The sequence below is a fragment of the Streptomyces zhihengii genome (genome assembly GCF_016919245.1).
GTDB lineage: Bacteria > Actinomycetota > Actinomycetes > Streptomycetales > Streptomycetaceae > Streptomyces > Streptomyces zhihengii.
The window spans coordinates 405,964-418,425 of record NZ_JAFEJA010000002.1 but is presented as its reverse complement, the minus strand read 5'-3'; the positions used below and the strand labels follow the sequence as shown (position 1 = coordinate 418,425).

The 12,462-nt window shown below is 74.0% G+C and carries 14 protein-coding genes; 6 read left to right on the top strand and 8 right to left on the bottom strand.

The features are described 5' to 3' along the window. Window positions 1–68: 68 nt before the first annotated feature. From JE024_RS30090 to JE024_RS30070, 5 genes are all read right to left on the bottom strand, one after another. Complete coding sequence (locus tag JE024_RS30090; protein ID WP_205377115.1) at window positions 69–731, bottom strand: urease accessory protein UreF; 663 nt, start codon at window positions 729–731, stop codon at window positions 69–71. Window positions 732–786: 55 nt separating this feature from the next. Then, window positions 787–2,508 carry an urease subunit alpha gene (locus JE024_RS30085; protein WP_205377114.1) on the bottom strand — a complete coding sequence of 574 codons (1,722 nt, stop codon included), beginning with the start codon at window positions 2,506–2,508 and terminating at the stop codon, window positions 787–789. Next, complete coding sequence (locus JE024_RS30080) at window positions 2,501–2,812, bottom strand: urease subunit beta (protein WP_205377113.1); 312 nt, start codon at window positions 2,810–2,812, stop codon at window positions 2,501–2,503. The genes JE024_RS30085 and JE024_RS30080 overlap by 8 nt, the downstream gene beginning before the upstream one ends. Window positions 2,813–2,823: 11 nt before the next feature. Further along, window positions 2,824–3,126, bottom strand: a complete 303-nt coding sequence (locus JE024_RS30075; RefSeq protein ID WP_205377112.1) for an urease subunit gamma — start codon at window positions 3,124–3,126, stop codon at window positions 2,824–2,826. Between the two features lie 135 nt (window positions 3,127–3,261). Continuing rightward, entirely contained in the window at window positions 3,262–3,882 is a 621-nt protein-coding gene (locus JE024_RS30070) for a TetR/AcrR family transcriptional regulator (protein WP_205377111.1), read from the bottom strand. A 140-nt stretch (window positions 3,883–4,022) separates the two neighbouring features. On the opposite strand from JE024_RS30070, the gene JE024_RS30065 reads away from it, so the two are divergent. Beyond that, window positions 4,023–5,027, top strand: coding sequence for an ABC transporter permease (locus tag JE024_RS30065; RefSeq protein ID WP_205377110.1), 1,005 nt, complete (start codon window positions 4,023–4,025; stop codon window positions 5,025–5,027). Window positions 5,028–5,265: 238 nt separating this feature from the next. Here JE024_RS30065 and JE024_RS30060 read toward each other — a convergent pair whose 3' ends face one another. Then, window positions 5,266–5,550 (bottom strand): type II toxin-antitoxin system Phd/YefM family antitoxin, encoded by a 285-nt coding sequence (locus tag JE024_RS30060; protein WP_205377109.1) that lies wholly within the window; start codon window positions 5,548–5,550, stop codon window positions 5,266–5,268. Between the two features lie 80 nt (window positions 5,551–5,630). On the opposite strand from JE024_RS30060, the gene JE024_RS30055 reads away from it, so the two are divergent. The 3 genes from JE024_RS30055 (at window position 5,631) to JE024_RS30045 (ending at window position 7,557) form a co-directional block, all read left to right on the top strand. Beyond that, window positions 5,631–6,260: an ATP-dependent Clp protease proteolytic subunit gene (locus tag JE024_RS30055; RefSeq protein WP_205377108.1), complete on the top strand. Its 630-nt coding sequence runs from the start codon at window positions 5,631–5,633 to the stop codon at window positions 6,258–6,260. A gap of 5 nt (window positions 6,261–6,265) precedes the next feature. Beyond that, window positions 6,266–6,574, top strand: coding sequence for a hypothetical protein (locus JE024_RS30050; RefSeq protein WP_205377107.1), 309 nt, complete (start codon window positions 6,266–6,268; stop codon window positions 6,572–6,574). Window positions 6,575–7,080: 506 nt separating this feature from the next. Beyond that, the gene (locus tag JE024_RS30045) at window positions 7,081–7,557 is read left to right on the top strand and encodes a C40 family peptidase (RefSeq protein WP_205377106.1); all 477 of its coding nucleotides are present in this window, start codon (window positions 7,081–7,083) and stop codon (window positions 7,555–7,557) included. Window positions 7,558–7,701: 144 nt separating this feature from the next. Here the strand turns inward: JE024_RS30045 and JE024_RS30040 are convergent, their stop codons facing one another. Both JE024_RS30040 and JE024_RS30035 read right to left on the bottom strand, forming a co-directional pair. After that, window positions 7,702–8,139: an ATP-binding protein gene (locus tag JE024_RS30040; RefSeq protein ID WP_205377105.1), complete on the bottom strand. Its 438-nt coding sequence runs from the start codon at window positions 8,137–8,139 to the stop codon at window positions 7,702–7,704. 363 nt (window positions 8,140–8,502) lie between these two features. After that, the gene (locus JE024_RS30035) at window positions 8,503–9,660 is read right to left on the bottom strand and encodes an 8-amino-7-oxononanoate synthase (RefSeq protein WP_205377104.1); all 1,158 of its coding nucleotides are present in this window, start codon (window positions 9,658–9,660) and stop codon (window positions 8,503–8,505) included. 146 nt (window positions 9,661–9,806) lie between these two features. On the opposite strand from JE024_RS30035, the gene bioB reads away from it, so the two are divergent. Beyond that, window positions 9,807–11,012: a biotin synthase BioB gene (bioB, locus tag JE024_RS30030; RefSeq protein ID WP_205377103.1), complete on the top strand. Its 1,206-nt coding sequence runs from the start codon at window positions 9,807–9,809 to the stop codon at window positions 11,010–11,012. Next, a complete protein-coding gene (locus JE024_RS30025; protein WP_205377102.1) occupies window positions 11,005–12,294 on the top strand; it encodes an adenosylmethionine--8-amino-7-oxononanoate transaminase in 1,290 nt (429 codons plus the stop codon). The genes bioB and JE024_RS30025 overlap by 8 nt, the downstream gene beginning before the upstream one ends. Window positions 12,295–12,462: the final 168 nt, after the last annotated feature.

Genomic DNA, 12,462 nt, shown 5'->3' with positions numbered 1-12,462 from the left:
CGGTGCGGGGTCCCGGCGGGTACGGGCGGGTGCGTCCGGCGCGCTCCTGCCGGGTGCGCGGGCGGGGGTCAGGAGGCGAAGAGGCGTACGGGCCAGGCCGCGTGGTCCTCGGCGGTGATGTCGAGCAGCGGGGCGGACGCGGCCGGCAGGGCGGCCGGCCCCCCGGCCGCGGCGTCCTGGGCCGCGGCGGCCACCTCGTCCATCTCGGCCGCGAGACGGGCGAGGACGGCGGTCGCCCGGAACGGGTCGAGGCTCAGCAGCCGGACCGCCGCCGTGGCGGGGCCGCTGACCGACTCGTAGACGGCGCAGTGGGCCGCGTCCGCCGCGCCGAGCCCGGCGGCCCGGGCGGCCGTGCCGAGCACCAGGGGCTGGTGTGCCCCCCGGGGGAACGCGGCGGCGAGCGCGTCGAGCCCGGGGTCGGGCCAGACGGTGCGGGCGGCGCGCATCAGCTGGCGGCCGAGTCTGCGGGAGGCGGTGCGCAGCGCGGCCGAGGGCGTCCGGGCGTCGGCGGCGGCGTCCAGGGCCGCCGGGTCGTGGCCGAGCGCGGCGCAGGCGGCGAGCGCGGCGGAGGTCAGGCCGGTGGTGTGGAGCCGTCCGCGGCAGAACGCGGCCAGGTCCGCCGGGCCGGTGACGCGGCCGGCCCGGACGGCCGCCTCCACGCCGCCGGAGTGCGCGTGGCCCCCGGCGGGGAAGCGGCCGTCGGCGAGGACGAGCAGGGCGGAACGGCTCACCGGACGGCCTCCCCCGGGCGCCCGGCCCGGTCGGTGTGTGAGGTGACGGGGCGCATCAGAAGAGGAAGTACCGCTGGGCCATGGGCAGTTCCGCGGCCGGGGCGGGCTCGACCGGATCACCGTCGATGGTGACGGTGAAGGTGTCGGCGTCGACCTCCACCCGCGGCATGGCGTCGTTCTCCCGCATGTCCGCCTTGGTGACCCGGCGGGTGCTGCGGATCGGCACGAACCGCTTCCCCACGCCCAGGCGCTCCGGCAGGTCGTCCTCGACGGCCGCGCCCGAGACGAAGTTGAGGGATCCGTGCGCCGCGGCCCGCCCCAGCGCGCCGAACATCGGGCGGGGCAGCACGGGCTGCGGGGTGGGGATGGACGCGTTGGCGTCGCCCATCTGCGCGTAGGCGATCTGGCCGCCCTTGACCACCAGTTGGGGCTTCACCCCGAAGAACGCCGGTTCCCACAGCACGAGATCGGCGAGCTTGCCGGTCTCGACGGAGCCGATCTCGCCGTCGAGGCCCTGCGCGACGGCCGGGTTGATGGTGTATTTGGCGACATAGCGACGGGCGCGGTGGTTGTCGGCGCGACCGTCCCCGGCGAGGGCGCCGCGGCGCCTCTTCATCACATGGGCGGTCTGCCAGGTCCGCATGACCACCTCGCCGACCCGTCCCATGGCCTGGGAGTCGGAGGAGATGATCGAGATGGCGCCGAGGTCGTGGAGGATGTCCTCGGCCGCGATGGTGGACGGCCGGATCCGGGACTCGGCGAACGCGAGGTCCTCGGGGACGGCCGGGTTGAGGTGGTGGCAGACCATCAGCATGTCGAGGTGCTCCTCGACGGTGTTCACGGTGTGCGGCCGGGTCGGGTTGGTCGAACTGGGCAGCACGTAGGGCTCGGCGACGACGGTGATGATGTCGGGAGCGTGCCCGCCGCCCGCGCCCTCGGTGTGGTAGGCGTGGATGGTCCGGCCGGCGATGGCGGCGAGGGTGTCGCCGACGAAGCCCGCCTCGTTCAGCGTGTCGGTGTGGATGGCGAGCTGCACCCCGGTCTCGTCGCAGACGCCGAGGCAGGCGTCGATGACGGCGGGGGTGGCGCCCCAGTCCTCGTGGATCTTGAACCCGAGTGCTCCGCCGCGCAGTTGGGCGTGCATGGCCTCGCGCGACATGGTGTTGCCCTTGCCGAGCAGGCCGATGTTGACGGGGTAGGTGTCCAGGGCCTCGAACATCCGGGCGAGGTGCCAGGAGCCGGGGGTCACCGTCGTCGCCTTGGTGCCCTCGGCCGGTCCGGTGCCGCCGCCGACGAGGGTGGTGACGCCGGTGGCCAGCGCCTGCTCGACGACGGTGGGCGAGATGAAGTGGATGTGGGCGTCGACGGCTCCGGCGGTGACGATCCGCCCGTTCCCGGCGATGATCTCCGTCTCCGGGCCGATGACGAGGTCGGGGTGGACGCCGTCCATGGTGTCCGGGTTGCCGGCCTTGCCGATACCGGTGATCCGTCCGTCGCGGATGCCGATGTCGGCCTTGACGATGCCCCAGTGGTCCAGGATCACCGCTCCGGTGATCACCGTGTCCGGCGCGCCGTCGGCCCGCGTCGCCCGGGACTGGCCCATGGACTCGCGGATCACCTTGCCGCCGCCGAACACGGCCTCGTCGCCCGCGCGTCCGGGGCCGCCGGAGAGGTCCTCCTCGATCTCGACGAGCAGATCGGTGTCGGCGAGACGGATCCGGTCGCCCGTGGTGGGCCCGAACAGGTCCGCGTAGACGGCACGGGAGATCTCAGTCATCGAGCGCGCCTCCGGTCTCGCCGCGCAGGCCGGGGACGATCCGCCGGCCGGCCAGGGGGACGAGCTCGACGTCGACGGGGACGCCGGGCTCGAAGCGGACGGCGGTGCCTGCGGCGACGGCGAGCCGCTTGCCGCGGGCGGCGGCCCGGTCGAAGTCGAGACCGGGGTTGGCCTCGGCGAAGTGGTAGTGGGAGCCGACCTGGACGGGCCGGTCGGCGGTGTTGACCACGGTGACGCGGGTGACCGCGCGGCCCTCGTTGAGGACGACGGGCTCGGGGGCGAGGAGGAACTCTCCGGGGATCATCGGCGCCGCCCTCAGACGATGGGGTCGTGGACGGTGACGAGCTTGGTGCCGTCCGGGAAGGTGGCCTCGACCTGGACGTCGTGGATCATCTCCGGGATGCCCTCCATCACGTCGGCCCGGGTGAGCACCGCGCGTCCCGACGCCATGAGTTCCGCGACCGTGCGCCCGTCGCGGGCGCCCTCCAGGATGTGCGAGGTGATCAGCGCGACGGACTCGGGGTGGTTCAGCCTCACCCCGCGCGCCCTGCGCTTCTCGGCCACGTCCGCGGCCACATGGATGAGCAGTCGTTCCTGCTCGTGCGGGGAGAGTTGCACGCGTCCACCTCATCGTCGTCCGGCCCCGGGCGTCCGGAGCATCTGGACCCTAGCCCCGTTCAACGTTTTGTTGACCGGGACACGGTCATCTCTCGACCAGGGGTTGAACGTTAGGACGCAAGTTTTTCCTGCGCGTTAACTGATCTTGGAATTCCGCATCGACATCAGTCCGCGCAGCCCGTCCTCCAGGATCTCCACCCGCACGTCCCCGAAGAGCGCCTGCTGCGCGATGAAGCCCTGGGCGGTGGCGATCAGCGTGCGGGCCACGTGGTCGGCGTCCACCTGGGACTCCATCAGACCGGCGTCGCGGTAGGCGTGCACGAGCGTGGCCCAGGCCACGCGCATGCTGGCGTAGCCCTCGCCGAGCGCGGCGGCCAGACGCTCGTTGCGCAGCGTCTCCGTCCACACCTGGACGACCAGCCGGGCGAACGCCTGCCGGTCGCCGCCCGGCACCTCGTCCACCAGCATGCGGCGCATGACCCGGCCGATGAGGACGTCCGGGGTGGGCGGCGGCGTGGTGCGGGCCGCGTCCTCGAAGGCGGCCCGGATCCCGGTGAACGCCTCGACGGCGATGGACTCGACCAGCTCCTCCTTGCTCGGGAAGTAGCGGTAGACGGCGCCGGCCGACAGCTCGGACTCCCGCAGGATGTCCTGCATCGACGTGGCGTGGAAGCCGTTGCGGGCGAAGCAGCGGGCGGCGGCGTCGACGATCTGCCGGCGCCGGGCGTCGAGGTGCGCCTGGGATACACGAGCCATGCCCCCAACTTAAAACGAACGTTCATTCTTGACAAGGCACGCCCCCGGGAGGACAGTGGCGACACGGTAAAACGAACGATCCTTCTCTTTACCGCCCACCCCCCGCTCCCCCGCACCACCCCTCTGAACTGGAGTTCCTCATGTCCCCTGCACCGGCACGCCGCATGATCGCGGTGATGGTCCTGATACCGGTGGTGGTGGCCCTGGCCCTGTGGGCGTTCGCCTGGCCGGCGGCGCGCACCGCGCCCCGGGACCTGCCGGTCGGCGTCGCCGGCCCGGCCGCCGCGGCGGCCGCCGTCGAGGACGGCCTGACCCGCCACGCCGGCGCCTTCGACGTGCACCGCTTCGACGACGGGGCCGCCGCGCGGGACGCGATCGAGGACCGGGTCGTATACGGAGCCGTGGTCGTCGGCGCCCAGGGCACCGAGCTGCTCGTCGCCCCGGCCGCGAGCCCCGTGGTCGCCCAGCTCCTCCGGGAGGCGGTGACCGCGGGAGCGCCCGCGGACGCCCCGGTACGGGTCACGGAGGTCGTCTCGCTGCCCGAGGGCGACCCGCGGGGCAGCGCCCTCGCGGCGAGCGTGCTGCCGATCGCCCTGGCCGGGGTCGCGGCGGGCGCCCTGGTCACGCTGAGCGGGCTGCGCGGGGCGAGGGCCGCCGTCACCCTGCTGGGCGCCGCCGCACTGGTCGGGCTCACCGCGACCGCGCTGGCCCACAGCTGGCTCGGGGTGCTGGACGGCGACTGGTGGGCGGAGGCGGGCGCGCTGGGCCTGACCGTGCTCGCCGTCGGCTCGGCGGTGGCGGGCCTCGCCGCACTGCTCGGGACCCCGGGCGTGGGCCTCGGCGCCCTGCTCATGGTGCTGATCGGCAACCCGTTCTCGGCCGCGACGAGCGCACCGGAGCTGCTCCCCGAGCCGGCGGGCGCCCTCGGCCAGCTGCTGCCGCCGGGCGCGGGGACCTCGCTGCTGCGCTCGGTCGCCTACTTCGACGGCCGGGCGTCGGGCGGCGCAGCCCTGACCCTGACGCTCTGGGTGGTGCTGGGGTTCACCGCGGTCCTGGCGGGCGCCCGCCTCCGCGCCCGCACCGGGACGACCCCGCCGCAGCCGGAACACCCGGCCCCGGCACCGGCGTCCGCACCGGCGGCATAGCCCTCCGGTACCTCTGACGGCCGCGTACCCCCCTGTAGCGGAGGGGGTACGCGGCCTTTCGCCGTACGGGGGCCCCGCGGGGGCGCGGGGGTGTCCGGGGCGGGGCACGCACGGGCCCGGGCGTGGCCGTCCCGGCCTTCGCCACGCGAGGGCCGTTCGCGCGCAGGGCGGCACGGGGGCGCGCCCGCGCGGCGGGCCGGGCGAGTGCGGGGCCCGGGCGGCGGCCGCCCGGGCGGGGTCAGGCGCGGCGGTCGTCCGGGGGGCGGTGTTCGGCGGCGAGGCCGAAGCGTCCGCGTTCGCCCCCGGCGGACGCGGCGGACCCGTAGGAGGAGACCGAGCTGATCACCTGCTCCTCGTCCGCCTGCCGCATGGCCTCGAGTCGTTCCAGGTCAGCGGCGGACACCAGCGCCACGAGGGGCTTGCCGTGGCGGGTGACGACGACACGCTCCCCGCCGTAGACGACGCGGTTGATCAGTTCGGCGAGCTCTGCGCGGGCTTGCGTCACCGGAATCTCGTAGGCCATGCTCCCCATCATAACGGCCTGTACGTCCTGTACATTTTTTACAGAAGGCTGCATCCCCCGGCCCACGGAAGAGGTATGCCATGCACCGCCCCGCCGCCCGCTACGTCCTGCCGGAGTTCACCGAGCGCACCGGCACCGGGACCCGCACCCTCGATCCGTACTCCAAGCTGCTCGACGAGCGGATCGTCATGCTGGGCACCCCCGTCGACGACACCGCCGCCAACGACGTCGTCGCGCAGCTGCTGCACCTCGAATACGCGGCCCCCGACCAGGACATCTGCCTGTACATCAACTCCCCCGGCGGCCCCATCAGCGCCATGACCGCCATCTACGACACCCTCCAGGTGATCACCTGCGACATCGCGACCACCTGCATCGGCCAGGCCGGCTCCACCGCCGCCGTCCTGCTCGCCGCCGGCGCGCCCGGCAAGCGGTCGGCCCTGCCCGGCGCGCGGATCACCGTCCGGCAGCCCGCCGCCGACGAGCCGCTGCGCGGACAGCCGTCCGACCTGGAGATCCACGCCGCGGAACTGCTGCGCCTGCGGGAGCAGATGGCCTCGATGCTCGTGCGCCACACCGGCCAGGACGCCGCCCGCGTCGCCGCCGACCTGGAGCGGGACAAGATCTTCGACGCCGCCTCGGCCGTGGAGTACGGGCTCGTCGACCATGTCGTCGCCGGCCGCCGGGCCGCCGCCACCCGGAGCCGGTGATCCGGGTGCTGCCTCCGGAGCTCCCGCCACTGCCCGCGCTGACCCGTGCCGAGGCGGAGTTCGTCGACCGCTACCTCGAAGTGGTCGACCTGCTGGGCCGGATCAACCCCACCCGGGCGACCCACACCTACGGGGCACTGCGCGCCGCCCAGGCGCTGCCCGGCCGGGCGACGGCGCTGCGGGACGCGCTGACGCTGATGCATCTGCACGGCGAGAGCGAGGTGCACGCCGGCACGCTCGCCCGCGCGCTGCGGGTCCTGGACAGCGAACGCCGCGCGAACCGGGTGACGCTGCCGCCCCCTTCGACGAGCTGACGGTCAATCGGCTGCCGAAACCCGCCGAAGGGGTAACACCGCGGCTACCCCGTTCGGTGGAGCCGGGGCGAAGTTGTCACCCCTCGCAGGACTTGCGGGACGGGACCACCGATTCGGACGAATCAGCCCGCTTCGTCGCTGGTACGACCATGATTCCCCAGCGGCCCTCCGTGGCCCGAACACCCCTGGCCACTCGAACAGATCAGTCGTGATCGGCTTCACAAAAGCCGTTTCAGCTCGGAAATCGGACACGCGTGGGCAAGGATCCGTGGCACGACAAGCCCCCGCCACCGCGGCGGGGCGGTCCGGGCGGACGCCGAGTCCTGCCGCCGTACCGGATGTCTGGTCGACAGAAGTGCATCGGCAGGAGTGGAGGGCCCAGCAGTACGGGGCGATCCGGTGATCCGGACCGTCCCTCGGGGTGAAGCCGCTTCGGCGGCCGGGCGTCTTCGCCGGTCCGAACCCGACAGGTCACTCTTCACAGGCGGTATGACGAAGGGTTGCGCATGTCCGCGCAGTTGCACACTCCGTCCCTCCTGTCCCGCACCGGCCTCGTCTCGGCGCTCACCATCGCGGCGGTCGGCGGCACACTCCTCGCTCCGGGCGCCGCCCCCGAGGCCCACGCGATGACCAGCCACGCGAGCAAGGCACTCGAGGTGGCGAAGTCGAAGAAGGGCGCGCCGTACCGCTACGGCGCCACCGGGCCCCACCGTTTCGACTGCTCAGGTCTGACCCTCTACTCGTACAAACGGGCGGGGAAGAAGCTGCCACGCACCGCGCAGCAGCAGTACAACCGCACGCGTCATGTCGCAGCCTCCCAGAGACTGCGCGGAGACCTGGTGTTCTTCCATTCCGGCGGGTCGGTCTACCACGTGGGCATCTACGCGGGCAGCGGCCGGATCTGGCACTCCCCGAAGACAGGCGACGTGGTGCGGCTGGCCAAGATCTGGTCGAAGCGGGTCTCCTACGGACGCGTGCGCTGACGCCGGCCCGGCCCGGGTGCGGCACTCGCGGCACTGACGGCGCTCACGGCACCGACGGCACCGACGGCCGCTGCCCTCCGCCCGTGTGCGGCGGCGCGGCCGGGGGCCGTCACCCTCCCGCGTGCGGCGGCGCGGCCGGCGCCGTCACAGGGGCACGCCGCTCACGGCCGACCAGGGCAGGGTGATCCACACCGTCTTGCCGCCCTCCTCGGTCGCGGTGACGCTGAACCGGCCGCCGTGCTGCGTGGTGAGGGCGCGGACGATGTCCATGCCCCGGCCGTTGTCCTGGCGGACCGCGGCCGGCAGCCGGCGCGGCCAGCGCGGGTGGCTGTCCGTGACGCCGACGCGCAGGATCTCGTCCCGCTCCAGGGCGAGGTCCAGCCGGAAGGTCGGCGACAGCCCGAAGGTGTGCTGCACCGCGTTGGTGGCCAGTTCGGAGACGATCAGCCGCACGGTGTCCGTGGTGTCGCTGTCGTCGGGCAGCCCCCAGGAGACGACGGCATCGGTCGCGAATCTGCGGGCGGACGACACGGAGGCCGCGTCGCTCGGCAGGGTGACGGATGCTTCCTGACGGTCTGCCATGACGGCGCTGCCCCTTCCCACCGGGCCGGATCGCGGCGCACGGCGGACGAACGCGGCGACGCACGAGGACGGCCCCGGACTGTGCTTCGCCGCCAGCCTGCCATCTGTCGTGGAAACGGGGAACCGATCCGGCGAGATATCTGCGGATCTGTCGCTCAAAACGGTGAACTCTGCTACGAGGGAGCGTATTTGGGGTCAGTTCGGGCCGCGCTGCGGGGGCGGCGGGCACGCGCCGGGCCCGAGCCACGGTCCGGGCGCGGTGCCGCCGGGCGCTCCTGGCCTGCTCGTTCGCGTTCGCGGGCGGGACGCTGCGGGGCGGTACGCGCCCGGTCCCGTCCCCGGGCGGTTCGCACCCGGTCCGGGTCAGGCCGAGGCGGGCGCGGTGTCCAGGAGCGTCGTGACGGCCGAGGCGATCTGGGCGTCCGTCAGGTCGGCACGGGCCGTCAGCCGGATCCGCGAGATCCCGTCCGGCACCGACGGGGGCCGGAAGCAGCCGACGACCAGCCCGGCCGCCCGGCAGTCCGCCGCCCAGCGCAGTGCCGCGTCCGGCGAGGGCGCCCGCACGGAGACCACCGCCGCGTCGGGGCGCGCGGAGACCAGGCCCGCGTCCGTCAGCCGCCGGTGCAGCTCGGCGGCGACCTCCCGGGCGCGCACCGCGAGCCCGGGCTCGCGCTCGACGACGCGCAGGGCCGCGAGTGCCGCGCCGGCCGCCGCGGGGGCGAGCCCGGTGTCGAAGATGAAGGTCCTCGCGGTGTTGACCAGGTGCTCGATCACCCGGGCGGGCCCGAGGACGGCGCCGCCCTGGCTGCCCAGGGACTTGGAGAGGGTGAGGGTGGCCACCACGCCGGGCGCGCCCGCGAGTCCGGCGGCCGCCGGGGCGCCGCGGCCCCCGTCGCCGAGGACGCCCAGCCCGTGGGCGTCGTCCACGAGCAGCGCCGCGCCCGCCTCCCGGCAGACGCCGGCCAGCGCGGCCAGCGGGGCCGCGTCGCCGTCCACGGAGAACACCGAGTCGGTGACGACCAGGGCCCGGCGGCCGGGGTGGGCGTCGAGCGTCTTGCGGACCGCGTCCGGATCGGCGTGCGGAACGACGGCGGTCTCGGCGCGCGCCAGGCGGCAGCCGTCGACGATGGAGGCGTGGTTGGCCGCGTCGGAGACCACCAGCGCGTCGCGCGTCCCGAGGGCGGTGACGGCGGCGAGGTTCGCCGCGTAGCCGGAGGAGAGGACGAGGGCCGCCTCGAAGCCGCAGAAGGCGGCCAGTTCGCGTTCCAGTTCGGTGTGGAGCCCGGTGGTCCCGGTGACCAGGCGGGAGCCGGTGGCCCCCGCGCCCCAGCGCCGCGCCGCGTCGGCGGCGGCCTCGGTGACCTCGGGGCGGCGGGTCAGGCCGAGGTAGTCGTTGCTCGCCAGGTCCAGCGCCGTCGATCCGGCGCTGCGGGGCCGCAGGGTGCGGACGAGTCCGAGGCGCTCACGGCGGCGCGCCTCCTCGTCGATCCAGTCGAAGGGATCCTGCGCGGCGTGCGGCATACGTGGTCCGGTCCTTTTGTAGGCAGCGGACAGACCCTAGCCCGGGACGGACCGGATGGGGATGTGGTCATCCACACACCTGTTTCGGGTGCCGTTGTCGAGTTCCTCCTTGGCCCCGCCCTGTGCCGTACGTCAGGATCAGCGCCATGGACCTGCTGAACACGCTGGTGGAGAAGGGGCTGCGGCGCGAGCTGCCGACCCGTGAAGAAGCGCTCGCCGTACTGGCGACCTCCGACGACGACCTGCTCGATGTGGTGGCCGCGGCCGGCAAGGTGCGCCGCCAGTGGTTCGGCCGCAGAGTCAAGCTCAACTACCTGGTCAACCTGAAGTCCGGCCTGTGCCCGGAGGACTGCTCCTACTGCTCGCAGCGCCTCGGCTCGAAGGCGGAGATCCTCAAGTACACCTGGCTGAAGCCGGACGAGGCGTCCCAGGCGGCCGCCGCCGGTGTCGCGGGCGGCGCGAAGCGGGTGTGCCTGGTGGCGAGCGGGCGCGGCCCGACGGACCGCGACGTGGACCGCGTCTCGAAGACCATCGAGGCGATCAAGGAGCAGAACGAGGACGTCGAGGTGTGCGCCTGTCTCGGGCTGCTCTCCGACGGCCAGGCGGAGCGGCTGCGCGACGCCGGCGCGGACGCGTACAACCACAACCTCAACACCTCGGAGTCCACCTACGGGGAGATCACCACCACGCACACCTACGCGGACCGCGTGGACACGGTGAACAAGGCGCACGCGGCCGGTCTGTCGGCCTGCTCGGGTCTGATCGCCGGCATGGGCGAGAGCGACGAGGACCTGGTGGACGTGGTCTTCTCGCTGCGCGAGCTCGACCCGGACTCGGTGCCGGTCAACTTCCTGATCCCGTTCGAGGGCACGCCGCTCGCCAAGGAGTGGAACCTGACCCCGCAGCGCGCGCTGCGGATCCTCGCGATGGTCCGCTTCGTCTGCCCGGACGTCGAGGTGCGGCTGGCCGGCGGCCGCGAGGTGCATCTGCGCTCCATGCAGCCCCTGGCGCTGCACCTGGCCAACTCCATCTTCCTCGGCGACTACCTGACCAGCGAGGGCCAGGCCGGCAAGGCCGACCTGGAGATGATCGCGGACGCCGGGTTCGAGGTCGAGGGCAGCGACACCACGACGCTGCCCGAGCACCGGGTGGCGGGCGGCGGCTGCGGCTCGGTGTGCGGTGACGGCGGGGGCGGCTGCTCCGACGGGGCCGACGCCGGTGCCGACACGACGGCGTCCGTCGCCGCCGCCGGGGAGAAGGCGGCGGAGCCCGCGCCCGCCGGCGCCGCCCGTACCGACCTGGTCGCGGTGCGCCGCCGCGGCGCGGGCACGGACCTCGCCCCCAATGCCTGAGTACTCCGCGGGCGAACTGCTGGCGCTGGACCGGGCGCACGTCTGGCATCCGTACGGCCCGATGCCGGGCCGTACGGACCCGCTGGTCGTGCGGTCCGCCTCCGGCGTCCGGCTGCGGCTGGCCGAGGAGACCGAGGGCAGGACCGAGCTGATCGACGGCATGTCGTCCTGGTGGTCGGCCGTACACGGCTACAACCACCCGGTGCTCAACGAGGCGGCGACCGCGCAGCTCGGCCGGATGAGCCATGTGATGTTCGGCGGGCTCACCCACGAGCCGGCGGTGCGGCTGGCCGCGCGGCTCGTCGAGATCACCCCGGAGCCGCTGCGCCATGTGTTCCTGTGCGACTCGGGCTCGGTGTCGGTCGAGGTCGCGGTCAAGATGTGCCTGCAGTACTGGCGTTCGCTCGGCCGGCCGGCCAAGCGGCGGATGCTGACCTGGCGCGGCGGGTACCACGGCGACACGTGGCAGCCGATGTCGGTGTGCGACCCGGAGGGCGGGATGCACGGGCTGTGGCAGGGCGTGCTGCCCGAGCAGATCTTCGCCCCCGCGCCGCCCGCCGCCTTCGAGGAGTCCTACGCCGAGGGGCTGCGCGAGCTGATCGGGCGGCACGCGGACGAACTGGCCGCCGTGATCGTGGAGCCGGTCGTGCAGGGCGCGGGCGGCATGCGCTTCCACTCCCCCGAGTACCTGCGGGTGCTGCGCGAGGCGTGCGACGAGCACGACGTGCTGCTGGTCCTCGACGAGATCGCCACGGGCTTCGGCCGGACGGGTGAGCTGTTCGCGGCGGAGCACGCCGGTGTCGCGCCCGACGTGATGTGCCTGGGCAAGGCGCTGACCGGCGGCTATCTGACGATGGCGGCGACCCTGTGCACGCCACGGGTGGCGGACGGCATCTCCCGGGGCGAGGTGCCGGTGCTGGCCCACGGCCCGACCTTCATGGGCAACCCGCTGGCCGCCGCCGTGGCCTGCGCCTCCGTGGACCTCCTGCTGGAACGGGACTGGCGGCAGGAGGTCAAGCGGCTGGAGACCGGCCTGCGCGAGGGGCTGGCCCCGGCCGGTGACCTGCCCGGGGTGCGGGAGGTCCGCGTCCTCGGCGGCATCGGCGTCGTCCAGCTCGACCACCGGGCCGACATGGCGGCGGCGACGCGCGCGGCCGTGCGCGAGGGGGTGTGGCTGCGGCCCTTCCGCGACCTGGTGTACGTGATGCCGCCCTACGTCACCGGCGAGGAGGACCTGGCGACGGTGTGCCACGGAGTGATCGCGGCCGCGGCCGCGGGGTGAGGCTTCGCCTCTCGGCGGGGTGCCGGGGGCGGGGGTCTCACGCCGGGGCCTCGGCCCGGGGGTCTTGCCATGGTGCGCGGGCTCGCCCCGGTGCGGGCCGTGGCTCGGCACCGCGCTGCGCGCGGTGCCCTCAATCGCCGGACGGGCTGGAACTGCCCGGAGCGGCCC